22 protein-coding genes and 1 pseudogene are annotated in these 25,103 nt (G+C 60.0%); 11 read left to right on the plus strand and 12 right to left on the minus strand.

Features of this window, described 5'->3' with window-relative positions:
* Positions 1-25: 25 nt before the first annotated feature.
* The 4 genes from LRO94_RS06415 (at position 26) to LRO94_RS06430 (ending at position 2,545) form a co-directional block, all read left to right on the plus strand.
* The gene (locus LRO94_RS06415) at positions 26-679 is read left to right on the plus strand and encodes a DsbA family oxidoreductase (RefSeq protein ID WP_032891830.1); all 654 of its coding nucleotides are present in this window, start codon (positions 26-28) and stop codon (positions 677-679) included.
* A 179-nt stretch (positions 680-858) separates the two neighbouring features.
* On the plus strand, positions 859-1,779 hold the full coding sequence (locus tag LRO94_RS06420) for an arginase family protein (protein WP_095183941.1): 921 nt from the start codon (positions 859-861) through the stop codon (positions 1,777-1,779).
* Positions 1,776-2,156 carry a DMT family transporter gene (locus LRO94_RS06425; protein ID WP_032891828.1) on the plus strand — a complete coding sequence of 127 codons (381 nt, stop codon included), beginning with the start codon at positions 1,776-1,778 and terminating at the stop codon, positions 2,154-2,156. The genes LRO94_RS06420 and LRO94_RS06425 overlap by 4 nt, the downstream gene beginning before the upstream one ends.
* Positions 2,153-2,545, plus strand: a complete 393-nt coding sequence (locus tag LRO94_RS06430) for a DMT family transporter (RefSeq protein ID WP_032891827.1) — start codon at positions 2,153-2,155, stop codon at positions 2,543-2,545. Before LRO94_RS06425 ends, LRO94_RS06430 begins: the two co-directional genes overlap by 4 nt.
* A gap of 52 nt (positions 2,546-2,597) precedes the next feature.
* On the opposite strand, the gene LRO94_RS06435 is transcribed toward LRO94_RS06430, so the two are convergent.
* The gene (locus LRO94_RS06435) at positions 2,598-3,353 is read right to left on the minus strand and encodes a MipA/OmpV family protein (protein WP_032891826.1); all 756 of its coding nucleotides are present in this window, start codon (positions 3,351-3,353) and stop codon (positions 2,598-2,600) included.
* 226 nt (positions 3,354-3,579) lie between these two features.
* Here LRO94_RS06435 and LRO94_RS06440 point away from each other — a divergent pair, with 226 nt between their 5' ends.
* From LRO94_RS06440 to LRO94_RS06465, 6 genes and pseudogenes are all read left to right on the plus strand, one after another.
* Complete coding sequence (locus LRO94_RS06440; RefSeq protein WP_179179470.1) at positions 3,580-4,278, plus strand: MtnX-like HAD-IB family phosphatase; 699 nt, start codon at positions 3,580-3,582, stop codon at positions 4,276-4,278.
* Positions 4,271-5,665, plus strand: a complete 1,395-nt coding sequence (locus LRO94_RS06445; RefSeq protein ID WP_032891824.1) for an aspartate aminotransferase family protein — start codon at positions 4,271-4,273, stop codon at positions 5,663-5,665. Before LRO94_RS06440 ends, LRO94_RS06445 begins: the two co-directional genes overlap by 8 nt.
* Positions 5,662-6,492: pseudogene (locus LRO94_RS06450) on the plus strand (alpha/beta hydrolase); the annotation flags it as partial. The gene LRO94_RS06445 and the pseudogene LRO94_RS06450, both read left to right, overlap by 4 nt.
* A 908-nt stretch (positions 6,493-7,400) precedes the next feature.
* A complete protein-coding gene (locus LRO94_RS06455; protein WP_179179469.1) occupies positions 7,401-8,528 on the plus strand; it encodes a GNAT family N-acetyltransferase in 1,128 nt (375 codons plus the stop codon).
* Entirely contained in the window at positions 8,525-10,294 is a 1,770-nt protein-coding gene (locus LRO94_RS06460) for a sensor histidine kinase (protein WP_095183944.1), read from the plus strand. The genes LRO94_RS06455 and LRO94_RS06460 overlap by 4 nt, the downstream gene beginning before the upstream one ends.
* Entirely contained in the window at positions 10,284-11,681 is a 1,398-nt protein-coding gene (locus tag LRO94_RS06465; protein WP_179179468.1) for a sigma-54-dependent transcriptional regulator, read from the plus strand. The genes LRO94_RS06460 and LRO94_RS06465 overlap by 11 nt, the downstream gene beginning before the upstream one ends.
* A gap of 124 nt (positions 11,682-11,805) precedes the next feature.
* Here LRO94_RS06465 and LRO94_RS06470 read toward each other — a convergent pair whose 3' ends face one another.
* The 11 genes from LRO94_RS06470 to LRO94_RS06520 form a co-directional block, all read right to left on the minus strand.
* A complete protein-coding gene (locus tag LRO94_RS06470) occupies positions 11,806-12,144 on the minus strand; it encodes a GlpM family protein (RefSeq protein ID WP_095183946.1) in 339 nt (112 codons plus the stop codon).
* A complete protein-coding gene (gene aauR / locus LRO94_RS06475) occupies positions 12,144-13,481 on the minus strand; it encodes a two-component response regulator AauR (RefSeq protein WP_032891818.1) in 1,338 nt (445 codons plus the stop codon). Before aauR ends, LRO94_RS06470 begins: the two co-directional genes overlap by 1 nt.
* Positions 13,478-15,379 carry a two-component sensor histidine kinase AauS gene (gene aauS, locus LRO94_RS06480; protein WP_179179467.1) on the minus strand — a complete coding sequence of 634 codons (1,902 nt, stop codon included), beginning with the start codon at positions 15,377-15,379 and terminating at the stop codon, positions 13,478-13,480. The genes aauR and aauS overlap by 4 nt, the downstream gene beginning before the upstream one ends.
* A gap of 170 nt (positions 15,380-15,549) precedes the next feature.
* A complete protein-coding gene (locus LRO94_RS06485) occupies positions 15,550-16,284 on the minus strand; it encodes an amino acid ABC transporter ATP-binding protein (protein WP_032891813.1) in 735 nt (244 codons plus the stop codon).
* The gene (locus tag LRO94_RS06490) at positions 16,281-16,952 is read right to left on the minus strand and encodes an amino acid ABC transporter permease (RefSeq protein WP_032891811.1); all 672 of its coding nucleotides are present in this window, start codon (positions 16,950-16,952) and stop codon (positions 16,281-16,283) included. The genes LRO94_RS06485 and LRO94_RS06490 overlap by 4 nt, the downstream gene beginning before the upstream one ends.
* Positions 16,952-17,698, minus strand: coding sequence for an amino acid ABC transporter permease (locus LRO94_RS06495; RefSeq protein WP_032891809.1), 747 nt, complete (start codon positions 17,696-17,698; stop codon positions 16,952-16,954). The genes LRO94_RS06490 and LRO94_RS06495 overlap by 1 nt, the downstream gene beginning before the upstream one ends.
* Positions 17,699-17,891: 193 nt before the next feature.
* Positions 17,892-18,818 carry a glutamate/aspartate ABC transporter substrate-binding protein gene (locus LRO94_RS06500; RefSeq protein ID WP_032891807.1) on the minus strand — a complete coding sequence of 309 codons (927 nt, stop codon included), beginning with the start codon at positions 18,816-18,818 and terminating at the stop codon, positions 17,892-17,894.
* Positions 18,819-19,132: 314 nt separating this feature from the next.
* A complete protein-coding gene (gene glpD / locus LRO94_RS06505) occupies positions 19,133-20,671 on the minus strand; it encodes a glycerol-3-phosphate dehydrogenase (RefSeq protein WP_095183948.1) in 1,539 nt (512 codons plus the stop codon).
* Positions 20,672-20,949: 278 nt separating this feature from the next.
* Positions 20,950-21,705, minus strand: coding sequence for a DeoR/GlpR family transcriptional regulator (locus tag LRO94_RS06510; RefSeq protein WP_032891803.1), 756 nt, complete (start codon positions 21,703-21,705; stop codon positions 20,950-20,952).
* An 83-nt stretch (positions 21,706-21,788) separates the two neighbouring features.
* Positions 21,789-23,294: a glycerol kinase GlpK gene (glpK, locus tag LRO94_RS06515; protein WP_032891801.1), complete on the minus strand. Its 1,506-nt coding sequence runs from the start codon at positions 23,292-23,294 to the stop codon at positions 21,789-21,791.
* An 81-nt stretch (positions 23,295-23,375) separates the two neighbouring features.
* The gene (locus LRO94_RS06520; RefSeq protein ID WP_032891800.1) at positions 23,376-24,230 is read right to left on the minus strand and encodes an MIP/aquaporin family protein; all 855 of its coding nucleotides are present in this window, start codon (positions 24,228-24,230) and stop codon (positions 23,376-23,378) included.
* 327 nt (positions 24,231-24,557) lie between these two features.
* On the opposite strand from LRO94_RS06520, the gene ybaK reads away from it, so the two are divergent.
* Positions 24,558-25,028, plus strand: a complete 471-nt coding sequence (gene ybaK / locus LRO94_RS06525; protein ID WP_032891799.1) for a Cys-tRNA(Pro) deacylase — start codon at positions 24,558-24,560, stop codon at positions 25,026-25,028.
* Positions 25,029-25,103: the final 75 nt, after the last annotated feature.

The following is a 25,103-nucleotide window of genomic DNA, read 5'->3' on the forward strand; positions in this document are numbered from 1 at the left end:
ATGACTGCCAACGAGGTTGCCTACCATGAGTACTCCCCTGAAAATCGATTTCGTCAGCGACGTGTCCTGCCCCTGGTGCATCATCGGCCTGCGCGGCCTGACTGAGGCCCTCGACCAACTGGGCACCGAGGTGCAGGCCGAGATTCATTTCCAACCGTTCGAACTGAACCCGAACATGCCCGCCATGGGTCAGAACATCGTCGAACACATCACTGAAAAATACGGCTCGACCGCCGAAGAGTCCCAGGCCAACCGTGCGCGTATCCGCGACATGGGCGCCGAGTTGGGCTTTGCCTTCCGCACAGATGGCCAGAGCCGTATCTACAACACCTTCGATGCCCACCGTCTGTTGCATTGGGCTGGCCTTGAAGGTTTGCAGTACAACCTCAAGGAAGCGTTGTTCAAGGCCTATTTCACCGATGGCCAAGACCCGTCCGACCACGCCACCCTGGCGATTATTGCTGAGAGCGTCGGCCTGGATATCAAGCGCGCCGCCGAGATTCTCGCCTCCGACGAATACGCCGCCGAAGTCCGTGAACAAGAGCAGTTGTGGACCTCCCGTGGCGTGACGTCGGTGCCGACCATCGTGTTCAACGACCAGTACGCCGTCAGCGGTGGCCAGCCGGCGGAAGCCTTTGTGGGCGCGATTCGCCAGATCATCAACGAAGCCCGAGCCTGACCGTGTTCCCATGTGGGAGGGGGCTTGCTCCCGATAGCTGAGTGTCAGTCAACACCTGTATTGACTGAACCACTGCTATCGGGAGCAAGCCCCCTCCCACATGAGTTCTGTGTGAATCTGAATATCTCGCTGGCCCGCCCCTTGCATTGACCCCCTAAAGCCATAGGGGAAACATTACCTTGAACATTCTTGACCTCGACCACAGCCTCACCGGTCAGGCACCGATTGCCCGGCGTTTGGCCAGTGGCCGTGCCACGCGCATCGACCTGCTCGACCTGGGCCCGAAGTTGCGCCTGTGGTCCACCGAAAAAACCTGGAAACGCTTTGCCGAACGCCTGGCCCAACGGCCACGGCCCACGGATGCGCGACCGGAAATCCTGTTTGTTGGCTCCGGCGATTATCACCACCTCACGCCAGCATTCCTTGCCGATCTCAAAGAACCCATCAGCCTGATCCACTTCGACAACCATCCCGATTGGGTGCGCTTTGCGCCCAAGCGCCACTGCGGTTCGTGGGTCAATCGCGCGCTGAAGATGCCGGCGATCAAACGCATCGTCACCCTCGGCCCGTGCAGCGATGACCTGCACAACCCGCAGCTGCGCGGCGGCAACCTTGGTGCGCTCAAGCGCGGGCATTTGCAGCTGTTCCCGTGGCAACACCCGCCGTCGAAAGTGTGGGGCAGGGTCGGCGATGGCGCCGGTCACCAACAGCAGGAAAACCACCTGCACTGGCGCAACCTGGCTGAGCTGGATTGGGCTGCATTCCTGGAGCAGATGATCAGCAGCCTGCCCACTGACGCGATCTGGATTACCGTCGACAAAGACGTGCTCGCCAGCGAAGACGCGGCGACTAACTGGGACCAGGGCGGCATGCGCCTGACCCACTTGCTGCAAGCCTTGCGCGCGCTGGCGGCACGCAAGCGCATCATCGGTATCGACGTGTGCGGCGAGTTCGCTACACCGGCCTTCAGCAATGCTTTCAAGCGCTGGGAAGCCAAGTCTGACCAGCCTCCAGCGGAGCGTTGGAGCCCCGAGGATTTGCAGCGCAATGCCGCCACCAATGAGGCCCTGATCGACCTGTTTGAGGAGCTGTTCCCGTGACGTTGACCGTGGTGTTGCTGGTGGCGTTTTCCATCGTGCTCGATGTGATCGGCCAGTTGTGTTTCAAGCTCGGCCTGGACCGTTTGCCGGAGCTGGAAGGTGGCTTTCGCCTGAACGCGTTCTGGGGCCAGGTGTTTAATGCGCCGTTGCTGTGGGCGGGGATCGGGGCCTACGTCATCGAGTTTTTTATCTGGCTGGAAGCCTTGTCCCGCGCGCCGTTGAGCCTGTTGTTTCCAGCCGCTGCGCTGGCGTATTGCGGGGTGGTGCTGGCGGGCAAAGTGGTGCTGGGCGAAACCGTCAGCCGCCGCCGTTGGCTGGGCACGCTGGTGATTACCTTGGGGGTGATGCTGGTGGCGATTGCAGGGAGTCAGGCATGAATTCGCACGCGTGGTTGCATGGGCGTTTTGGCACCGTGGTGCTATGGGCCTTACTGATCTGCACCGAGAGCGCCGGGCAGTTATTTACCAAAGTTGCCGGTGACCAGTTGGGGCAAATGGATTTCAACTGGCAGTGGCTGGCCGACGTGGCGCGGAACCCTGGGATCCTCGCAGCGATTGCCTGCTACATCGGCGCGTTTTTCGTGTGGATGCTGATCCTGCGGCGCAGCAGTTTGTCCTTGGCGTTTCCGCTCAGTTCACTGGTGTTTGTGGTGGTGCTGCTGGGGTCGTGGCTGGGGCTGGGGGAACATATCAGCCCGCTGCACTGGGTAGGCGTGGCGGTGATTATCGGTGGGATAGCGCTGCTGGCCGAAGGCGAAGAAAACTGAAATGCGGCCCCATGTGGGAGGGGCAAGTCCCTCTCACATGGGGCCGAAGTGATCAATCAAACGTGTAGCTGATCGCCGTCTGTACCTGGCCCTGGTTCACGTCGCCGGTCTGCTTGACGATGCTGCTGTTGGCCGCCGAGCCCACCAGGTGCACCCAACTTGCGCTGGTCAGCAGTGACCAATTGGGCGCCAGGGGGAATTGGAAACTCTGGCTCAGGGTTACGTTCTGGAAGCCGCCACTGGCGTTGTAGGCCTTGAAGCCTGTGGCCGCCGCCTCGTTATCATCCACCCCGAAAAACGTCTGGGTCTGGCGTGCATCGGCGAAATGCGCCACCAGGCCGCTGCTGCCGATGATTCCACCGCCCAGCGGGTAACCGAGCTCACCGCCGACCTTGCCCAGCGCGCCGCTCTGGGAATGCCCGCCACCGACGGCCTGGCCCAACTGGGCGTAAACCCGCCAGAAGTCAGCCGGCGCGTACTGGATAAAACCCCCGACCTCGGCCATGTCCGACACATTGCGCATCCCCTGCAGCGAACCGTTGGAGGTGCGCCCCTGCAAGTAATTGATATACGGACCGGCACTTAAACCCTGTGTGTTCAGCGCGCTCCATCTCAGCCCGTCGTCGGTGCTCAGGCTCACGTTGCCCCAGTCGAGGTCGAGATAGGGCACGGGCCGGGTTTCGTAGCGGCTGCCGGTCGGATCGTGGGGTTGGTAGCTGACGCCTGCGCCGACGTCACCGCTGATGCCTTCGGCCTGAGCGGCGAGGCTCAGTAAACCGGCGAACGCCGCGCATGTGATCCTCAACATGGTCACAGTTCCTAAGTGAATACACGCGCATGAACGCGCAAACCATCGCCCCCATGCAAGCACTCATCTTGTTTGTAGCAAGCTACAAAAATTGTAGCTATGACGACACAAATTCCCCGCTCACAACCGTTAAACCCCCAGCCCTGCGGGGCTTTAACCAATTGGCACACTCCCTGCTCTAGCCCTGATGAAAGCGCAGACAGCGCACTCCATCAAGGTAACCACAATGATTGATTGGCATATCGTGTGCGACTTCGACGGGACCATCACCCCCACCGATGTCATCGACAACGTCCTCCAACGCTTCGCCGGCCCCGAATGGGAAACCATCGAGCAGCAATGGCTGGATGGGCATATCGGTTCACGCGAATGCCTGAGCCGCCAACTGGCGTTAATCAAGGCCACCCCCAGCGAATTGCTGGCGTACTTCGACAGCGTTGAGATCGACCCGGACTTCCCGGATTTCGTCGATCACGTGATCGGCCTGGGCGCGTCCATTGAAGTGGTTAGCGACGGCATCGAGCAAGGCATTGCGCGGATCTTGTCGCGCAACTACGTGACCTTGCTGCCGATCCTCGCTAACCGCCTGCGCCAGGTCGACCAGAACAGTTGGCGCATTGACTTCCCCTATTCCAGCGATGCCTGCCGCGCCGCGTCCGGCAACTGCAAGTGCAAATCCACACCGCGCAACAAGCGCGTGCTGGTGATCGGCGACGGCAAGTCCGACATGTGCGTGGCGTCCACCGCCGACTTCGTGTTCGCCAAAGGCAGCCTCGCCCTGTACTGCGAGGCCAACAACATCCCTCACGCGCGCTTCGACACCTTTGCCGAAGTGCCTGCGTTGCTGGCCCGACTGCCTCAGGGCATCGCCGCCAACGCTACCTCCTTCACTGCCGACACTCAGGAAATTTTCCACCATGTCTGATATCCGCATCGCTACCGCCGAAGACCAGGTCCTCCTGGATAAAGAAGCCAAATACTGCTCCTACGGCGACACCGTTCACTACATCGAACCGCCGCGTATTTTCAGCCGCTGCGAAGGCTCCTATGTGTGGGACACCGAAGACCAGGCCTACCTCGACCTGCAAATGTGGTACTCCGCGGTCAACTTCGGTTACGCCAACCCGCGCTTGAACAATGCGCTGAAACAGCAGATCGACACCCTGCCGCAAATCGCCAGCCAGTACCTGCACAAGGGCAAGATCGAGCTGTCGGAAATGATCGCGGTGGACGCCAAGAAGAAATTCGGCCTCGACGGTCGCGTGCACTTCAACGTCGGCGGCTCGCAGTCGATCGAAGACTCCCTGAAAGTGGTGCGTAACGCCACCAACGGCAAAAGCTTGATGTTCGCCTTCGAAGGCGGCTACCACGGGCGTACCCTCGGTGCCTCGTCGATCACCTCCAGCTACCGCTACCGCCGCCGCTACGGCCACTTCGGTGAACGCGCGCAGTTCATCCCGTTCCCGTACCACTTCCGGGGCCCCAAAGGGATGACCAAGGAAGAGTACGGCAGCCACTGCGTGCAGCAATTTGCCCGCCTGTTCGAGACCGAATACAACGGCGTGTGGGACCCGAAAGTCGGCCAGAGTGAATACGCCGCGTTCTACGTCGAGCCGATCCAGGGCACCGGCGGCTACGTGATCCCGCCGATGAACTTCTACCGCGAACTCAAACACGTGCTGGACCAGCACGGCATCTTGATGGTGTCCGATGAAATCCAGATGGGCTTCTACCGCACCGGCAAGTTGTGGTCGATCGAACACTTCGACGTGCAGCCGGATGTGATCGTGTTCGGCAAGGCGCTGACCAACGGCCTCAACCCACTGGGCGGTATCTGGGCCCGTGAAGAGTTGATCAACCCGAAGATCTTCCCGCCGGGTTCCACCCACTCCACTTTCGCCTCCAACCCGTTGGGCACGGCGGTGGGCCTGGAGATGTTCAAGATGACCAACGAAGTCGACTACGGCGCGATGGTCATGGCCAAGGGCAAGTTCTTCCTCGAAGGCCTGCAGGACCTGCAGAAACGTTTCCCGATCATCGGCGACGTCGACGGTCTGGGCCTGGCGCTGCGCTGCGAAATCTGCGGACCGGATGGCTTCACCCCGGACAAGGCGACCCTGGACTACATGGTCGAAGAAGGCATGAAGGGCGACATGGTGGTGGATGGCCAGAAACTCGGCCTGATCCTCGACGTGGGCGGTTACTACAAAAACGTGATCACCCTGGCACCGTCCCTGGAAATCAGCTACCCGGAAATCGAACTGGGCCTGAAGCTGCTTGAGCAGTTGCTGGTGCGAGCGACCAATCGGTGAACAGTGCAGAGATCGACCTCGGTGAAGGTGATGCCGGATTCGTTCTCGGTGATGGTCCGGTCGGGATCCTGTTGATCCACGGCCTGACCGGCACTCCGACTGAATTGCGCCAGGTCGCTAAAGGCCTGGCCAAGGCCGGCAATTGCACGGTGTACGTGCCGACGCTGGCGGGGCACTGCGGCGATAACAGCGACCTGCAGGCCACCGGCTGGCGCGACTGGTATGAAGGCGTGCGCAAGACCTTCGTACAGATCAAGCGGCGCCACGCACAGGTGTTCGTTGGCGGTTTGTCCATGGGCGCGGTGATGTCGATGTACGTGGCCTCGGAACACCCGGGGCAGGTCGCCGGGCTGCTGATGTACTCGACCACCTTGAAGTACGACGGTTGGAGCATCAACAAAATGGCGTTCATCACGCCGTTGCTGATCCGGATTCCCTTTGGTGTGCGTCTGTTTCGCTTCACTGAGAAACCGCCCTACGGCATCAAGAATGAGCGCCTGCGGGCGATTGTCGAACGCCAGATGAAAGAGGGCGAGAGCAGCGAAGCGGGGTTGTTGACCATGGAAGGCGTCACCGTGCGCGAGTTGCACTGGATGAACGCAGTGGTCAAAAAACGCATGCCCCGGATCAACGTGCCGGCGCTGGTGCTGCACTCCATCGAGGACGACATCACCAGCCGCTGGAACGCCGACTATGTAGAGCGCCACCTTGGCGGCCCAGTGACCAAGATTCTGCTGGATAACTGCTACCACATGATCACCGTCGACCTGCAATACCGGCGGGTGATTGAGTTGAGTGCTGCGTTCATCGAGCGGCATACATCTGCAGCGGGCTGCGGCTCAGTGTTTGCTGAGCAGGGGTTTTGTGGTGGGCAGGGCTGTGGTGGTGAGCAGAGGGGGTTTGGTGTGCAGGGCTGTAGTGGTGAGCAGAGGGGTTTTGGTGTGCAGGGCTGTAGTGATGAGCAGGGATGTTTTGGTGTACAGGGCTGTAGTGGTGAGCAGAGGGGTTGTGATGTGCAGGGTTCCAGTGGTGAGCAGGCTTGCCCTGCGCTGGGGGGCGAAGCCGCCCCAAAACCTGCCATTGCGGTCTAGCTGGAGAAACTCGTTGCCTGGAGTGGGGCTGCTTCGCAGCCCAGCGCGGGGCAAGCCCGCTCACCACAAAAAGTACCGTTCACCACAAAAGGTGCCATTCACCACAAAAAGTACCGCTCACCACAAAAGGTGCCATTCACCACAAAAAGTACCGCCCACTACAAAAGGTGCCATTCACCACAAAAAGTACCATTCACTACAAAAAAACCGTTCATCACAGATAGGCCCATTCACCTCAAAAAATCGCCGGCCCCAGGCCCTGAATATGGAAACGATGTGATCACCACCCAAGCCTTACCCACCCTCCGGACCCTCCAGAGTGTTGTGGTGTGCAGGGCTCTAGTGGTGAGCAGGCTTGCCCTGCGCTGGGTGGCGAAGCCGCCCCAAAACCGGCCATTGCGGTCTAGCTGGAGAAACTCGTTGCCTGGAGTGGGGCTGCTTCGCAGCCCAGCGCGGGGCAAGCCCGCTCACCACAAAAAGTACCGCTCACCACAAAAGGTGCCATTCACCACAAAAAGTACCGCCCACTACAAAAGGTGCCATTCACCACAAAAAGTACCATTCACTACAAAGAACCTTTCATCACAGATAGGCCCATTCACCTCAAAAAATCGCCGGCCCCAGGCCCTGAATATGGAAACGATGTGATCACCACCCAAGCCTTCCCCACCATCCGGGCCCTCCAGCGCAGTGCGTGGAACGATTGCTTCCCCGGTGCCCTGGAAGACTGGGACTATTACGTCGCCGTGGAAAACGCGGCCCTCGATGATTTCCAGTGGCGCTACCTTGCGGTCTACGAAGACGGAACCCTGGTGGCAGTCGCACCCGCGTTCATGACCCATTACCGCCTCGACACCACGGTTTCAGGCGTCGGCAAGCGTTTCACCGAACGCCTTGAGCGACGGTGGCCGGGGGTTTTGACATTGGGCATCTATGCCATCGGCTCGCCGGTGGCCGAGCGCTGTGATGCCGGATTTGCCCGCCACGTCCCCGAGTCGCGCCGCCCGTTGTTGCTCAAGCATGTGCTGGACGCCGCACGCCACGACGCCGATGACTTCGGTATCGGCCTGGTGGCGGTCAAGGACGCGCCGAGCAACGATCCGCACTGGGCCGACAGTTGTCGCGCCGCCGGTTTCCAGACCATGCCGAGCCTGCCCACCGGTGTGTTGCCGTTGCCCTACGGTTCAGTGGACGCCTACCTGGGCTCTCTGGGCAAATCCACGCGCAAGGATCTGCGTCGCAAACTGCGCGCACCGGGGCCACGGGTGGAGTGGCGGCGCAACATCGACGATGTACTGCCTGAGGTCATGCGCCTTTACGAAGCCACACTCACCCGAGCCGAGCTGCAATTCGAACGCCTGCCTGCGGGCTACTTCACCGGTGTGCTTGAACGCCTTGAGTCACGCGCGGTGTGTGCGCTTTACTGGGTGGACGAGCAGTTGGTGGCGTTCAACCTGATGCTGGTGGATGAGCATCGGCTGGTGGACAAGTTCTTCGGGCATGACGTGAACTTCACCCGCGACTACAACCTGTATTTCCGTAGCTGGCTGACCAACGTCGACTATTGTATTGAGCACAATATTGCGGTGTACGAGTGCGGGCAGGCCGGGTATGCCAGTAAGCTGCGCCTGGGCTGTGAGTTCCATGGCAACAGTGTGTTTTTCCGCCACCGCAACCGGCTGGTCAATGGCCTGCTCAAGCTTGTAAAACTGTTTATTCGACCGGACCGTTCCGACCCTGCCATGGCTGCTGCGATAAGCGAAACCCGATGATCACCAAGACCCGCCAGAAAGCCCGTCCCTTTGCCATTTCGCGCTGGAGTGTCCAGCGCAAGCTGGTGCTGGCATTCTGGTTGGTCAGCGTGATTCCCACCATGATCGCGGCGGAGTTGGCCGCCACCACGCTGTCGCAGATTTTCGACAGCAACGTGCGGATCTGGCTGCAGGAGTCGACCAAGATCGTCAAGGACGAGATCGGCGACATCCTTCATGACAACGCGCGCATGGCCAAATTGTTCCTGCGCTACACCAGCCCGCCGGAGAACCGGCAAGCTGCCCGGCACGACCGGCTGACGGCCGACATCGCCGATGCCACGGACATTGACGTGGTCGCGTTGATTCGCGTCAGTGACCACAAAACGGTGTTCAGCACCGCCTCCGACGACATCGTCAAGCAGATCAGCCTGACCAGCAACGCGGTGTTGCAGACGGTGCAGGTGGCGGGCGTGAGCACGGGCATTGTGGTCTCTACGTTCGACACTTCCCGGGACGGCGTCGACTACCAGTTGCTGGTGGCCACTTACCTGGACAGCAGTTTCCTCACCAGCGTGGCCGATGTGCACTCCCTTGACCTGCGCCTGTACCTGGCCAACCCCGAGGGCTTCTCGGAAATTTTCTCGACCCAGCGCTTCGAGGATCACCCGTCGCGCATCCCCAAAAATGTCGAAGCGGCTATGCGCAGCACCAAACAGCCCAGCGAGCAATTCACCAATAACTACAGCGGTTTGTACTGGCCGATCTTCAACGACGCGGGCGATTTGCAGGGCGTGATTTTCAGCGGCCTGCTGCGCCATAGCAGCCTGGTGGGGCTGGTCAACCAGAGCAATCTGTTCGTCTTGATATTCCTGGTCAGCTCGGCGCTGTCATTGGCGGCGGGGGTGTTGGTGTCACGGCGCCTGACCCGGCCGCTGCGAGACTTGTCCCAAGGCGTGAGTGCGGTGATTTCCGGCAATTACACCCATCGCGTAGCGGTCAGCGGCGGCGATGAGCTGGCGCAATTGAGCAGTACCTTCAACCATATGACCGAGCGTCTGGGCGAGTTGCATCACCTCGAAGCCCAGTTGCGCCGCCGCGATCGCCTGCATGCACTGGGCGAAGTCGCCATGGGCCTGGCCCACGAGATCCGCAACCCCCTGGGCATCATCAAGACCGCTACCCAGTTGCTGCACCGCCGCGCCGACCTGGCGGACACCGATAAGCGCCACCTGGAGTACGTGATCAGTGAAGTCAGCCGCATCAACGACCTGATCACCGAGTTCCTCGATTTCGCCAAGCCCAATCCGCCGCTACGTGTGGTGCAGCCGGCACGTCCGCTAGTGGAGGAAATCTTCGGTTTCTGCGCCCCGGAACTGGCTACTCACAACATCGATGCGCAGATCGACGACCAGGCACCGGGCGCGACTATTTACGCGGATGCCAAACAGCTCAAACAGGCGTGCCTCAATCTGATTCTCAACGCCATCGACGCGATGCCCGAAGGCGGGCGCCTGACCGTGGGGATTCGCACGGTGGGCGACAACACCGTTATCAGCATTGCCGACACCGGCCAGGGCATTCCGGCAGAGATGGTCGAGCGCATCTTTACGCCCTTCGTCACCACCAAGGCCTCGGGTACTGGCTTGGGTCTGGCCAAGGTCTATTCGATCATGGAAAGTCACGATGGCAGCATCGAATGCGCCAGCGAGAAAGATGCCGGCGCCACCTTCAGCCTGTACATTCCGGCGATGGGCGAAGACGACGAGGACAGTCATGACGCATAACATTCTAGTGGTCGACGACGAACCCAAGCTCTGTGATCTGCTGGCGTCGGCCCTGAGTCAGAACGGCATCCAGGTATTTATCGCCGGTAACGGTCTGCACGCGCTCAAGGTGCTGGAGCAGGAAGACATCGACCTGGTGATCAGTGACTGGCGCATGCCAGGTATGGACGGGCCGGCGCTGCTGGCGGAGATCAAGGTGCGCTACCCCCATGTGCCGGTGATTGTGATGACCGCCTACAGCACGGTGAAAAACGCCGTGCAGTCGATGCGCAACGGCGCCTATGACTACATCGCCAAGCCGTTCGATATCGACGAACTGGACATCACCGTCAGCAAAGCCTTGCAATTTCGCGACATCATGCGCGACAACGCACGCCTGCGCGCCGAGCTGGATGAGCATGCCCAGTTCGACAGCCTGGTGGGTGACAGCCCGGCGTTTCGCACGGTGTTGCAAGCGGTGGAATCGGTGCGTGACAGCAGCGCCACTGTCCTGCTGACCGGCGAAAGCGGGACCGGCAAGGAAATGGTCGCCCGTGCCATCCACAAACACGGCAGCCGTGCCGACAAACCCTTCGTGGCGGTCAACTGCGCCGCAATCCCGGAAGGGCTGCTGGAAAGCGAGATGTTCGGCCACCGCAAAGGCGCATTCACTGGCGCGGTAGCGGACCGGGTAGGGCGTTTTATGCAGGCCGACAAAGGCACGCTCTTCCTTGATGAAGTCGGCGATATGCCTCTGGCGTTGCAGGCCAAGATCCTACGTGCATTGCAGGAGCGGGTCATCGAGCCGGTGGGCGATCCCCGCGAGCGCAAGGTGGATGTGCGAGTGATCGCGGCCACCAACAAGAACCTGTTGGAAGCGGTGGCCAAGAAGGAGTTTCGCGAAGACCTGTATTACCGCCTCAACGTGTTCCCGATCCCTTTGCCGGCCCTTCGCGAGCGCGTCGAAGACATCGCGCCCCTGGCCCGCCACTTCGCCCAGACCCTCAGCGCCACTGCGGGCAAACGCATCACCGGCTTCAGCCCCGAAGCATTGCAGGCGATGGCCGCGTATCACTGGCCCGGCAATATCCGCGAGCTGCAAAATTGTGTGGAACGCGCAACGATTGTAGCGGCCTCGCCGGTCATCGAGGATATCGACCTGCCGGGTTACCTGTTTGCGTCGAAGCCGAGCGAGCTGGGCGTGACGGCGATTCTCAGCGACGGGCCAGGGATTCCTCAGGACTTGGATGCGGCGCTGGCGGAGGTGGAGAAGGCCTACATCCTGGCGGCGTTGCAGGAGAGTAATGGCGTGCAGGCTGCGGCGGCGGCGAAGATCGGGATCTCTGAGCGCAGTTTCTGGTATCGCCTGAAGAAGCTGGGCATCCAGGTCGACAAGATAGTCCGCTGATACACCTCGATTAAAAATGTGGGAGGGGGCTTGCCCCCGATAGCGGTGGATCAGTTAAAGATGAGCTGACTGACACACCGCAATCGGGGGCAAGCCCCCTCCCACATTTTTTGACCGAGTCGGGTCAGGTATGGAGGCGTACCCAGATACTCACCAGGATCGTCGCGGCGATCAGCCACGCTACCGCGGCTACGGCTAAAGAGGCCTCCAGCCGCATGCGGTCAACCATCACATACAACGTCGCCAGATACACAAAGTACGGAATGATCGACCACATCCCAAACAGGATCGTGGTCTTCAAATCGTCTACCGAACGGCCCTTGCCGACGATGTAATGGGCGATCAGCGCAAAGGTCGGAAACAGCGGTACCAGCCCCGCGATGTAATAGTTTTTGGTCTTGGCCAATGCGGCCAATATCAGTACCACCGCCGCGCCGAGGGCGGCTTTCAAGAATAGATCCATCAGTGACTCAACCCGTATTTCTTGACCTTGTCGAAGAGGGTGGTCTTGGCCATCCCCAGTTCCTGGCTGGCCTGGGTCAGGTTGCCGCCGCTGCGTTGCAGGGCGTCGCTGAGCAGGTTGCGCTCAAAGGCTTCCACCGCTTCGGTAAACGCCAGGCCGTGGCTGCCACTGCTGGCGCCGCTTTTTTTGAAGGCGGGCAGGCCGAGGGCGAAACGTTCGGCGACGTTGCGCAGCTCACGCACGTTGCCGGGCCAGTCATGGCTCATCAGGCTGGACAGGGTCTGGTTGTCCAACTCCGGCGCGGTGCGGTCGAAGCGCAGGGATGACTGCTGCAGGAAGTGTTCGAACAGTTGCAGGATGTCTTCGCGGCGCTCGCGTAACGGCGGCAGTTCCAGCGTGACCACGTTGAGGCGGTAGTACAGGTCACTGCGGAACTGGCTGGCGCGGCTCAGTTCGTCGAGGTCGGACTTGGTGGCGGCGATCACGCGGCAATCCACGGCCACGCTCTGGTTCGAACCCAGGCGTTCCAGAGTGCGTTCCTGCAACACCCGCAGCAATTTGATCTGCAGGTTGATCGGCATGCTTTCTACTTCATCGAGAAACAGCGTGCCTTCGTGGGCGTGCTCGATCTTGCCGATGCGCCGCTTGCCGGCGCCGGTAAATGCGTTGGCTTCGTGGCCGAAAATCTCGCTTTCGAACAGGTTCTCCGGCAGGCCGCCGCAGTTGAGGGCGACGAACTGGTGCGAGTGGCGCCGGCTGAAATCATGCAGGCAGCGGGCGACCAGTTCTTTACCCGTGCCGGTCTCGCCTTCGATCAGCACGTTGGCTGAGGTGTCGGCGACGTTGGCGATCAGCTCGCGCAGGTTCTGCATGGCGGGGGAGCGGCCGATGATGCGGCCTTCCAGGGAGTCACGCTCGGCCAACTGACGGCGCAGCGACCAGACTTCCCGCGCCAGTGCGCGTTGCTCAAGGGCACGACGAGCGACATCCACCAGGCGTTCGGGAGAGAAGGGCTTCTCCATGAAATCGTAAGCGCCATTGCGCATGGCGCCGACGGCCATGGAGATATCGCCGTGCCCGGTGATCAGCACCACCGGCAGGCTTTTATCCAGGGCCTTGAGGCGGGTGAGCAGCTCCAGGCCGTCGATGCCCGGCAGGCGAATGTCGCTGATCACGATGCCCGCGAAGTTCTCGCCGATGCGCTTCAACGCCTCTTCGGCACTGCCCACGCCTTCGCTGGGAATATCTTCCAGCGCGAGGGCCTGCTGGCAGCCGAGCAGCACATGGGGGTCGTCTTCGACGATCAGCACGGTGAGGTCTTGAGGATCAATATTCATGTCGACTCAGCTTGTTGAGCGCCTACCAGCGGCAGGCTCAGGACAAAAGCGGTACCAACACTGGCCGGATGCTCAACGGCGAGCGTGCCGCCGGTGGCCGCCGCGAGGCTGGCGGACAGGGTCAGGCCCAAGCCCAGACCTTGCTCGCCGGGCTTGGTGGTGAAGAACGGTTCGAATAAATGCTTGCGTGCCTCGGCGTCGATGCCGTGGCCGTTGTCGCGTACATGCAGGCGGTATTTGCCTTCGGCGACACTGCCTTCCAGCCACAACTCGGGAGCGGGTTGTGCCTGCATGGCGTCAAGGGCGTTGCCGATCAGGTTGACCAGGATCTGCTCCAGGCGTGTCTGGTCGATCTGCAAATGGGCCGCAACGAAGTCGCGATGCACGGTCAGCGGCAGGCTGTCCAGGCGCGCGCCCAGTACCTGGAACGCAGCGTCCACCGCCTTGGCGAGGTTGGCTTCGCCCTGGTCGTCACCGCGCCGGGCAAATGAGCGCAGGCTGGCAGTGATGCGGCCCATGCGGTCGATCAGTTCGTTGATGGTCTTGAGGTTGGCGCTGGCGGTGTCCAGGGCGCCGCGCTCCAGGAAGCGCACGGTGTTGCCGGACAAGGTGCGCAGCGCGGCCAACGGCTGGTTCAATTCGTGGGCAATGCTGGTGGACATCTGGCCGATGGCCGCCAGTTTCCCGGCCTGCACCAGCTCATCCTGGGCACGGCGCAGGGTTTCTTCGGCCTGGCGTCGTTCGCGGATCTGGCCTTTGAGCCGTTCGTTGCTGGCGCGCAGGTCCGCGGTGCGTTCGGCAATCCGACGCTCCAACTGGCTGTTGGCTTCCTGCAAGGCTTCCCGTGCGGCGAGGCGGGTGGCGATGACTTTGCGTCGCTCATTCCAGGCAATCAGCAGGAATGCCACCAGACCAAATGCGACAGCCACCAGAATGCCTTGGTTGATCGCTGCGCGGCGCAGGTCATTGAGGGGAGTGAGGAGGGTGAAATTCCACGGTGTGTCGTTGAGCGGTCGGGTTTGCGCCAGGTAGCTGACTTCGTGTTCGTCGTTGACCACTTCGCTGTTGGCCGGAAAGGTCAGTTTTTCGGTGCCTTCGTTCAAGCGCTCACGGGCCAGCGGTTCAAGCTCATTCAGCGTTGCCCAGTAATATTGCAGGCTGTGGGCCAGGCGATCCTTGGTTTCATTGCTCAACGGACGCACGGCCTTGAGGCGGCGGGCCGGGTCGCTGGAGAGGATGATGATGCCGTTCTCGTCGCTGACGAAGGCTTCCAGGCGCGCACGTTGCCAACGTTCTTCCAGCGCTTCAAGGCGTACCTTGACCACTGCGACGCCGATGATCTTGCCGTGCTCTTCCAACCCGTGGGCCAGGTAATAACCGGGTTCGCCATTGGTGCTGCCGATGCCGTAGAAACGCCCGGGCTGGCCGCGCACGGCGTTCTGGAAATACGCGCGGAAGGAGAGGTCTTCACCCTGGTAACTGTCGGCATCGCGCCAGTTGCTGGTGGCCAGCACCCGACCGGTGGTGTCCATCACGTAGATGGCCCGACTGCGACTGCGTCGGTTCAGGCCTTCGAGGTAGTCGTTGACGTTTTTGCGGGTTTCCTGGCTCGGGTCGGCGAGCAGCTGCGAGACGCTGGTCTCCAGCTCCAGCAGGCTGGGCAGGTAAGTGTATTTGCTGAGTTCACTTTCGACGGTGCGGGCATGCAGCTCCAACTGGCGTTCGCCTGTGTCGCTGAGGGTGCGGATGCCGTAGTACTCGCTGATCCAAAAGCCGATATAACCCAAGCCGATCATCAGGGCGACGATCAACGGCGGCAGGAACAGTTGGCGAATCAGACGAGGCTTCACGGCAAGTGATGGCGGTGCGGCGCGAAATTGGTTGGGGTCGCATTTCATCACAGATGCCTTGGGTCAACCAGAGCTGCCAGCCTGTGCGGTCCAGCATGGGAGGGGGCTTGCCCCCGATAGCGGTGTGTCAGTTAGCTCATCTTTAACTGATCCACCACTATCGGGGGCAAGCCCCCTCCCACATTGGCCCGGTTTCTACAGCAGGAGCTATGTAGTGCTTAGTGCTGCAGGATTTTCTCAAGGAAGTGCTGCGCACGCTCGGAGCGGGCGCTGATGTCGCCGAAGAATTCTTCTTTCGGGCAGTCTTCGATGATCTTGCCGGCGTCCATGAAGATCACGCGGTCGGCCACTTTACGGGCAAAGCCCATTTCGTGGGTTACGCACATCATGGTCATGCCTTCCTGGGCCAACTGCACCATCACGTCCAGCACTTCGTTGACCATTTCCGGGTCCAGGGCCGAGGTCGGTTCGTCGAACAGCATGACGATCGGGTCCATGGCCAGGGCGCGGGCAATCGCCACACGTTGTTGTTGGCCGCCAGAGAGTTGGCCAGGGTGCTTGTGGGCGTGCGCCGACAGGCCGACGCGCTCCAGCAGTTGCAGGCCTTTCTTGGTCGCCTCTTCCTTGCTGCGGCCGAGCACCTTGATCTGTGCGATGGTCAGGTTTTCGGTGATGGTCAGGTGCGGGAACAGTTCGAAGTGCTGGAACACCATGCCCACGCGCGAGCGCAGTTTCGGCAGGTTGGTCTTCGGGTCGGCGATGGAGGTGCCGTCGACCTCGATATCGCCTTTCTGGAACGGTTCCAGCGCGTTGACGCATTTGATCAGGGTGGATTTACCCGAGCCCGAAGGCCCGCACACCACGATCACTTCGCCTTTTTTGACCTCAGTGCTGCAATCGGTCAGCACCTGGAAGTCGCCATACCACTTGTTGATGTTCTTGATAGAGATCATACGGCAAACCTTTTTTGCAGACGCTTGACCAGCAGCGAGGCGGAAAAGCTGATGATGAAGTAGACGACACCGGCAAAGATCAGGAACTCATTGGAGCGGCCGATGATGTCGCCGTTGGAGCGGGCGGAGTTGAGGAAGTCCACCAGGCCCACGGTGTAGACCAGCGAGGTGTCCTGGAACAGGATGATGCTCTGTTGCAGCAGCAACGGGGTCATCTTGCGGAATGCCTGGGGCAGGATGATCAGACGCATGGTCTGGCCATAGGTCATGCCCATCGCTTGCGCTGCGCCCATCTGGCCCTTGGGAATCGACTGCACGCCGGCCCGCACGATCTCACAGAAGTACGCGGCTTCGAACATCATGAAGGCCACGACGCAGGAGGTGAACGCTCCGATGGGTGTGTCTTCGCCGGTGATCCAGCGCAGTACGAACGGTACGGCCAAGTAGAACCAGGTGATCACCAACAGCAACGGGATCGAACGGAAATAGTTCACATAGGCGCCGGCCAGGCGCGACAGCAGTTTGCTGGACGACAGGCGCATCAGCGCCAGGATCGTGCCCAGGGCGATACCGCCGATCACGCCCATGACCATCAATTGCAAGGTCATGACCATGCCGTTCCACAGGCCTGGGATCGCGGGGATGATGCCGCTGAAATCGAGTTCCATTATTTACCCCCCACGGAGATCAGGCCGGGCACTGCGACTTTCTTCTCGACCACGCGCATCAGCAGCATCAGGCTCATGTTCAGGGTGAAGTAGATCAGCGTGGCCAGGGTGAAGGCTTCAAACAGGTTGGCCGAGAACTCGGCGGTCTGCTTGGTCTGTGCCAGCAGTTCCATCAAGCCGATCAAGGACGCCACGGAGGAGTTCTTGAACACGTTGAGGAATTCCGAGGTAAGCGGCGGAATGATGATGCGGTAGGCCTGCGGCAGCAGCACGTTCCAGTAGATCTGCGGCAGCTTGAAGCCCATGGCGCGCGCAGCGGATTCCTGGCCACGTGGTAAAGCCTGGATGCCGGTGCGCACTTGCTCACACACGCGGGCGGCGGTGAACAGGCCAAGGCACACGACGACGCTCAGGTAGGCCGAGGTGGTCGGGTTCAGGTCTTGTTTGTACCAGTCCTGCAGGTTTTGCGGCAGCAGGTCGGGTATCAGGAAATACCAGATGAACAGCTGAACCAGCAGCGGCACGTTACGAAACAGTTCCACGTAGCAGGTCGCGATGCCCGATACGAGGCGGTTTGGCACAGTGCGCATGACCCCCAGAATGGAGCCCAGCAGCAAGGCGATAATCCATGCCACGACAGCGATGGCAATGGTCCAGCCCAAGCCGGCGATGTACCAGTCGAGATAAGTCTCGCTGCCCACGCCGGTGGACTTGAAGAACACGCCCCAGTCCCAGTTGTAATTCATTAGGGTCTCCCCTCGAGATCGATCGATGTACAAGCACCCGCTTGGGGAAAATCCATTCCCTCCTGGCGATGAACGCCAGGCACACACGATCGGCTCGAAAACCGCCAGGTCGAGTGTTCCAAGTTAAATCCAGCAGGTAATTACAGACGCCTGAGGGAGGGTTGCTCCCTCAGGAGATAAGGTTAGATCAGTGTCAGATTTTTACGTCAGGCGCTGGCTTGTCGCTTGGGTTGGCGATCAGCTCTTTAACCTTGTCACTCATTGGGAAGTTCAGGTTCAGGCCTTTAGGTGGAATCGGGCTCTCGAACCATTTGCTGTAGATCTTGTTGATTTCACCGGATTTGTACAGGGCGGTGATGGCGCCATCTACGGCTTTCTTGAAGTCTGGATCGCCTTTGCGAACCATGCAGGCGTAGGCTTCGAAAGACTGTGGAGTACCGGTGATTACCCAATCATCCGGCTTCTTCGCCTTGGCTTCTTCGCCGGCCAGCAGGGCGTCATCCATCATGAACGCAACGGCGCGGCCGCTTTCGAGCATTTGGAAGGATTCGCCGTGGTCTTTGGCGGAGATGACGTTCATGCCCATCTGCTTGTCGGCGTTCATCGCTTTGATGATGCGCTCAGACGTGGTGCCAGCGGTGGTCACGACGTTCTTGCCTTTCAGGTCGGCAAAGTCGGCGTAAGACGGCTTGCCGTCCTTGTCTTTCTTGACCAGTAGGCGGGTGCCGATTTCGAAGATGTTGACGGTGAAGTCGACTTGCTGAGCGCGCTCGGCATTGTTGGTGGTGGAGCCGCACTCAAGATCCGCAGTGCCGTTCTGGATCAGCGGAATACGAGTTTGCGAGGTGACCAGGTTGTACTTGGTCTTCAGGTCGGGCTTGTTCAGGTCTTTTTTCAGTTGCTCGACGACAGCTACTTGGATGTCGTGGGAGTAGCCAACCGGTTTGCCCGAACCATCCGCGATGTAGGAAAACGGAATGGAGCTGTCGCGGTGCGCGAGGGTGATGGTGCCGGAGTCGTTGATTTTCTTCAGTGTGCCGGTGAGTTCGGCGGCAAAAACTGGAGTGCTGATCAGAGCAGCAGCGATAGCTGCGCCCAGGATATGGGGAACGATGCGCATCAATACTTCCTCGACATTTGTTTTTTTTATGAAGCCAGTTAGACGGCTCTCTTGTACAGCGAATGCCCGTGACGGCTCCTGAGGCGTCCCAGGCAATCGTCCAAGAGTGTAGAGCATGAGTCGTGCCAGGCCAGGGGTAAATGGCTAACAGTATGATTTATATGATGATTAACTTTGTGTGACGGTAAATATGTAACTGTACGGTCCGGCAAACCGAATAGCTTGGAGTGTTGCGTTCGGAAAACCGAATGACCTGGCGCGCATAAAAAAGCCCCTGGGCCTCGCGGCGCAGGGGCATTTGTATGAAGAGTCTGTCAGGCCGCCTGAGTCTTGCTGCGGTTCTGCTCAACTTGGGACAGGTAACGTTGCAGGTTGTCCTGTTCTTCCGGTGTGGTGAACAGGCCAAGCTTGGTACGGCGCCACAGCACGTCCTGAGGTTGGGTCACCCATTCTTCGGCGCACAGGTAGTCGACTTCTCGGGTATACAGGCCGCCACCCAAGTGGTCGCCCAGGTCGGCCAGCGATTGCACGCCTTCCAGCAGGCGCCATGTGCGGCTGCCATAGGTGGTGGACCAACGGCGTGCGATCTCGCTCGGCACCCAGTCGAATTTGTGGCGAATGGCTTCGGCCAGGGCTTCTGGTGAGGTCATGTCTTCGCCACCCGGCAGGCTGGCCTTGGCGGTCCAGCTTGGGCGCATTTGGGTGAAATACGGGGCCAATTGCGCCATCGCCGACTCGGCGAGCTTGCGATAGGTGGTCAGCTTGCCGCCGAACACCGACAGAATCGGTGCCTCGCCTGCGCCGCCCGACACCGACAGGGTGTAATCGCGGGTGATCGCCGATGGGTTATCCGACTCGTCGTTGCACAGCGGTCGTACGCCGGAGTAGGTGTGGACGATGTCATCGCGGCTCAGTTGTTTCTTGAAGTGCGCGTTTACCACGTTGAGCATGTAGTCGGTTTCACCTTCGGTGATCGCCACTTTCGCCGGATCGCCGGTGTATTCGCGGTCGGTGGTGCCGATGATGGTCAGGTGGTTCAGGTACGGAATAGTGAAGACGATGCGCTGATCTTCGTTCTGCAGGATGTGCGCGTGGGCACCTTCGTACAGTTTCGGCACGATCAGATGGCTGCCCTGGATTAAGCGGATGCCGTAGGGCGAATCCAGCTTCAGGTCTTCCTTGATGAACTTGGCGACCCACGGGCCGGCGGCATTCACCAAAGCGCGGGCGCGGATCGAGAACAGGCTGCCGTCGGCGCGTTCCATGTTCATATCCCACATACCGTTGCTGCGGTGCGCGCTGATGCAGCGGGTCTGGGTGTGAATGTGCGCGCCTTTTTCGCGAGCGGCCATGGCGTTGAGCACCACCAGGCGGGCGTCATCGACCCAGCAGTCGGAGTATTCGAAACCCTTGGTGATTTCGCTTTTCAGCGGGCTGTCAGCGCCAAACTTGAGGCTTTTGGAGCCGGCGAGCTTTTCGCGCTTGCCCAAGTGGTCATACAGGAACAGACCTGCGCGGATCATCCACGCCGGGCGCAGGTGCGGGCGGTGCGGCAATACAAAACGCATCTGCTTGACGATGTGCGGGGCCTTGGCCAGCAGCACTTCGCGTTCGGCCAATGCTTCACGCACCAAGCGGAACTCGTAATGTTCGAGGTAGCGCAGGCCGCCGTGGATCAGCTTGCTGCTGGCGGAGGAGGTGTGGCTGGCCAGGTCGTCCTTTTCGCAAAGGAATACTGACAAACCGCGACCGGCTGCGTCTGCTGCAATGCCGACGCCGTTGATCCCGCCACCGATTACGGCAACGTCATAGACTTCGGCAAGCGGTGATGCAGGCAAGGTGGAAGGGTTCATCGGCTGGCCTCGCGATTTTTTCGTCTTGGAATTCGAACATTAATGTTCATTTGCGAAAATGGTAGCTGATAAACGCGCGCACAGCCACTCGACTTTGATTGAAAAAACTCATCAAAGGGCGGGAAAAGGAAGAATTGTGAACATGAGCCTTGGAAAGGCTTGAGGAAAAGGGTGTGTGATGGCGCGCCATTGTGGGAGTAAGCCCCTTCCCACATTCGAGCGTATTCACAGCTCGAAGGGTGGGAGGGGGCTTGCCCCCGATGACGTCAGTGCAGACGCTATACGACTTCCAGGCGAACCTTATGGTCATTCAGCAACTGCACCAGCGCCGGCACCGGCTGCTGATCCGTCACCAGGCAGTCCACCAGGCTGATCGGCCCTAAACGAATCATGGCATTGCGCCCAAATTTGCTCGAGTCCGCCGCCAGGATCACTTTGCGGGCATTGGCGATGATCGCCTGGGAAACCCTGACTTCCTGGTAATCGAAATCCAACAAGCTGCCGTCTTCATCAATGCCGCTGATACCCACCAAGGCAAAGTCGACCTTGAACTGGTTGATGAAGTCCACGCTGGCCTGGCCCACCACACCGCCGTCACGCCGCACGTTGCCGCCGGTCAGCAGCACGTCAAAGTCATCCTTGGCACTGAGCATGGTGGCGACGTTGAGGTTGTTGGTGATGATTTTCAGGTGGTTGTGATTCAGCAGCGCACGGGCGATGGACTCGGTGGTGGTGCCGATATTGATGAACAGCGAGGCGTGGTCGGGGATTTGCGCGGCAATGGCCTCGCCGATGCGCTGTTTCTCGTCGCGCATCTGGTCGGCACGCATGGCGTACGCGGTGTTTTCGACACTGGAGTCATAGGCCGCGCCGCCGTGGTAGCGGCGCAGCAAATTGGCGTCCGCCAGCTGATTGATATCGCGGCGGATGGTCTGCGGGGTGACAACAAATAGCTGCGCCATTTCCTCGATACTGACGTAGCCGCGCTCGCGGACCAGTTCGAGGATTTGTTGTTGGCGGGGAGGCAGATTCATGGGGCGTCCTTTGGGCTGCCATACAAAAGTGGCCCATGATGACGCAGGAATCTGCTCCCGGCCAGTTACAACCGGAGCTTGGCTTATTCGGCGCCTTCGTGCGGTTCCCAGTCGCGGGTGCGGCTGACAGCTTTTTGCCAGCCAGCGTAGAGTTTTTCTTTGGCTGCTTCATCGAGCTGTGGTTCGAATTCGCGCTCGATCACTGCCTTGCCTCGCAACTCGTCCAGGCTGCCCCAGAAGCCACAGGCCAGGCCGGCCAGATAGGCGGCGCCCAATGCCGTGGTCTCGCGCATTTGCGGGCGCTCGACCTGGGTGCCGAGGATATCGGCCTGGAACTGCATCAGGAAGTTGTTGGCTACCGCGCCGCCGTCCACACGCAGGGCCTTGAGGCGTTCGCCGGAGTCCTGCTGCATGGCATCGAGAACGTCACGGGTTTGGTAGGCAATCGACTCCAGGGCTGCACGAATAATGTGATCCACGCGTACGCCACGGGTCAGGCCGAACAGTGCGCCACGGGCGTAGGGGTCCCAGTAAGGAGCACCCAGGCCGGTGAAGGCCGGGACCAGGTACACGCCATTGCTGTCCTTGACCTTGCCGGCGAAGTATTCGGTGTCGGTGGCGTCGGCGATGATCTTCAACTCGTCACGCAGCCACTGCACAGTGGAGCCGCCGTTGAAGACCGCGCCTTCGAGTGCGTAGGCCACTTCGCCACGCGGGCCGCAGGCGATGGTGGTGAGCATGCCGTGCTTGGATTTCACCGCTTTGTCGCCGGTGTTCATCAGCAGGAAGCAGCCGGTGCCGTAGGTGTTCTTGGCCTGGCCGGCTTCCACGCACATCTGGCCGAACAGCGCCGCTTGCTGGTCACCGGCAATACCGCCGATGGCGATGCCGCTCTTGGTGCGGCCGTAGATCTCCGAAGAGGACTTCACTTCCGGCAGCATTTCGCGAGGAACGTCGAGGATCTCCAGCATCTTCGCATCCCACTCCAAGGTGTGGATGTTGAAGAGCATGGTGCGCGAGGCGTTGGTGTAATCGGTGACGTGGGTTTTGCCGCCGGTAAATTTCCAGATCAGCCAGCTGTCCACGGTGCCGAACAGCAGTTCGCCGTTGCGCGCGCGCTCACGGCTGCCTTCGACGTTATCGAGGATCCACTTGAGCTTGGTACCGGAAAAGTACGGGTCGGTGACCAGGCCGGTGGTGTCGTTGATGTATTGCTCGTGGCCGTCGCGCTTGAGCTGCTGGCAGATCTCGGTGCTGCGGCGGCACTGCCACACGATGGCGTTGTAGATCGGGCGGCCGGTGATTTTGTCCCACACTACGGTGGTTTCACGCTGGTTGGTGATACCGATGGCGGCGACCTGGTCGTGGTGCAGGCCGGCTTGTGCCAGGGCTTCGACCATCACCGCGCTCTGGGTAGCGAAGATTTCCATCGGGTCATGTTCAACCCACCCAGGCTGTGGGTAGTGCTGAGTGAACTCACGCTGGGCGGTGCAGACCACGTTGGCGTCACGATCGAAGATGATTGCCCGGGAACTGGTGGTGCCCTGATCAAGGGCAATGATGTAGTTCTTATTCTGAATGTCGGTCATGTCGATTGCCTTGGACGAGAAATAAGGGAGTGGATCAACAGCCTGGGCCACTAAAAGGGCAGTAGGGACCAGGCGGTATTATCAGGAAATACGGGTTTCGCCAGTGACGGCGGTGTCTTGGGTTTCGGCGACAGCAGGTGCGGCGCTCGGCAGATGACGGGCAATCAGCCCGCGATAGGCCGCAGCACCCAGGCATGCGCCGACAATCGGCGCGAAAATCGGCACCAGGAAGTAAGGAATATCGCGGCCGCCAGTGAAGGCCATTTCACCCCAACCAGCGAAAAAGGTCATCAGCTTGGGCCCGAAATCCCGCGCCGGGTTCATCGCAAAGCCGGTCAACGGGCCCATGGCGCTGCCAATTACCGCAATCAGCAGGCCGATCAGCAGTGGCGCCAACGGGCCGCGTGGCAGGCCGTTATTGTCATCGGTCAGGGCCATGATCACGCCCATCAGAATCGCCGTAATGACCATTTCCACCAGGAAAGCCTGTGCAGTGCTCAGCAGGGCATGAGGGTAGGTGGAGAACACCGACGCCAATTCCAGGCTGGCTTGAGTGCCGCGTACCAGATGATGGGTTTGTTCGTAATCGAAAAACAGATTGCTATAGAGCGTGTACACCAGCGCCGCTGAGCAGAATGCGCCGGCCACTTGGGCGAGGATGTAGAAGGGCAGTTTGCGCTTTTCGAAATCGGCGAAAAGGCACAGGGCGATGCTGACGGCTGGGTTGAGGTGAGCCCCGGAAATACCGGCGCTCAGGTAGATCGCCATGCTGACGCCGATACCCCAGATGATGCTGATTTCCCATAACCCAAAGCTGGCACCCGCGACCTTGAGGGCAGCGACACATCCTGTACCGAAGAAGATCAGAAGCGCAGTCCCCAGGAACTCGGCCATGCATTGGCTCGAAAGTGAAGGCTGTTGAAGAGCAGTTGTCATGGAAAACCTCAATTGTTGTTCTTGTCTGGCGCACTGCCTCAACGGGCGGTGGCGCGATTTTCACCGTGACGAGGATCCCCATCCAAGGCACGGCTTACTGCTGGAATACTGTAGGTGTATTACTACAGTGTTCGTAAGCGAAAAAATATAGACAAGAATGACCGCTGTCAAAGGTCGAAAGTGAACGGTCAGTCACTTTCGAACTATGGGTTTGATGAATGATCATGCTTGCCCTACGGAGTATCGTTTGAAGAGAGGTGCGCATTAGAGCGTTTTACGCGGGCTTGGCCTAGAATTGGCCACCTGTTTGCCACCGCCGGAGACGCCATGACCCCCGCATTGGATTTGTTGAAAAAAGTTCGCGCCGAACATCGCATCCACAGTTATGAACACGATCCCAAGGCCGCCTCATATGGCCTGGAGGCCGCAGAAAAGTTGAGCCTCGACCCGGCGCAGGTGTTCAAGACCTTGTTGGCCAGCAGCGAAAAAGGCGAATTGTTGGTGGCTGTGGTGCCGGTCGTCGGAAGTCTGGACTTGAAAGCCCTGGCGCACGCGGCGGGGGTGAAAAAAGTAGAAATGGCCGACCCCGCCGCGGCGCAGCGTTCTACCGGTTATCTTTTAGGTGGCATCAGTCCGTTGGGGCAGAAGAAGCGTTTGCGCACGTTTATCGATGTGACGGCGCAGCCGTTCACGACGATTTTTGTCAGTGCGGGGAGGCGGGGTTTGGAAGTGGAGTTGTCGGCAGCGGTGCTGGCGGAGCACACCCAGGCCATATTCGCAGAAATTGGCCGGGCGTAATCCCTGGCTCCAGGAGAACCCATGTGGGAGGGAGCTTGCTCCCGATCGCTGTAGGTCAGCCGGTGTATCTACAGC

Source organism: Pseudomonas sivasensis, assembly GCF_021391435.1.
Classification (GTDB): Bacteria; Pseudomonadota; Gammaproteobacteria; order Pseudomonadales; family Pseudomonadaceae; genus Aquipseudomonas; species Aquipseudomonas sivasensis.

What these genes read in the sequence shown, in the direction of transcription:
- LRO94_RS06415 (WP_032891830.1), top strand. Translation starts at nt 26, where the DNA reads ATGAGTACTCCCCTGAAAATCGATTTCGTCAGCGACGTGTCCTGCCCC.
- LRO94_RS06430 (WP_032891827.1), top strand. Translation starts at nt 2,153, where the DNA reads ATGAATTCGCACGCGTGGTTGCATGGGCGTTTTGGCACCGTGGTGCTA.
- LRO94_RS06435 (WP_032891826.1), bottom strand. Translation starts at nt 3,353, where the DNA reads ATGTTGAGGATCACATGCGCGGCGTTCGCCGGTTTACTGAGCCTCGCC.
- LRO94_RS06440 (WP_179179470.1), top strand. Translation starts at nt 3,580, where the DNA reads ATGATTGATTGGCATATCGTGTGCGACTTCGACGGGACCATCACCCCC.
- LRO94_RS06445 (WP_032891824.1), top strand. Translation starts at nt 4,271, where the DNA reads ATGTCTGATATCCGCATCGCTACCGCCGAAGACCAGGTCCTCCTGGAT.
- LRO94_RS06460 (WP_095183944.1), top strand. Translation starts at nt 8,525, where the DNA reads ATGATCACCAAGACCCGCCAGAAAGCCCGTCCCTTTGCCATTTCGCGC.
- LRO94_RS06465 (WP_179179468.1), top strand. Translation starts at nt 10,284, where the DNA reads ATGACGCATAACATTCTAGTGGTCGACGACGAACCCAAGCTCTGTGAT.
- LRO94_RS06470 (WP_095183946.1), bottom strand. Translation starts at nt 12,144, where the DNA reads ATGGATCTATTCTTGAAAGCCGCCCTCGGCGCGGCGGTGGTACTGATA.
- aauR (WP_032891818.1), bottom strand. Translation starts at nt 13,481, where the DNA reads ATGAATATTGATCCTCAAGACCTCACCGTGCTGATCGTCGAAGACGAC.
- aauS (WP_179179467.1), bottom strand. Translation starts at nt 15,379, where the DNA reads ATGAAATGCGACCCCAACCAATTTCGCGCCGCACCGCCATCACTTGCC.
- LRO94_RS06485 (WP_032891813.1), bottom strand. Translation starts at nt 16,284, where the DNA reads ATGATCTCTATCAAGAACATCAACAAGTGGTATGGCGACTTCCAGGTG.
- LRO94_RS06490 (WP_032891811.1), bottom strand. Translation starts at nt 16,952, where the DNA reads ATGGAACTCGATTTCAGCGGCATCATCCCCGCGATCCCAGGCCTGTGG.
- LRO94_RS06495 (WP_032891809.1), bottom strand. Translation starts at nt 17,698, where the DNA reads ATGAATTACAACTGGGACTGGGGCGTGTTCTTCAAGTCCACCGGCGTG.
- LRO94_RS06500 (WP_032891807.1), bottom strand. Translation starts at nt 18,818, where the DNA reads ATGCGCATCGTTCCCCATATCCTGGGCGCAGCTATCGCTGCTGCTCTG.
- glpD (WP_095183948.1), bottom strand. Translation starts at nt 20,671, where the DNA reads ATGAACCCTTCCACCTTGCCTGCATCACCGCTTGCCGAAGTCTATGAC.
- LRO94_RS06510 (WP_032891803.1), bottom strand. Translation starts at nt 21,705, where the DNA reads ATGAATCTGCCTCCCCGCCAACAACAAATCCTCGAACTGGTCCGCGAG.
- glpK (WP_032891801.1), bottom strand. Translation starts at nt 23,294, where the DNA reads ATGACCGACATTCAGAATAAGAACTACATCATTGCCCTTGATCAGGGC.
- LRO94_RS06520 (WP_032891800.1), bottom strand. Translation starts at nt 24,230, where the DNA reads ATGACAACTGCTCTTCAACAGCCTTCACTTTCGAGCCAATGCATGGCC.
- ybaK (WP_032891799.1), top strand. Translation starts at nt 24,558, where the DNA reads ATGACCCCCGCATTGGATTTGTTGAAAAAAGTTCGCGCCGAACATCGC.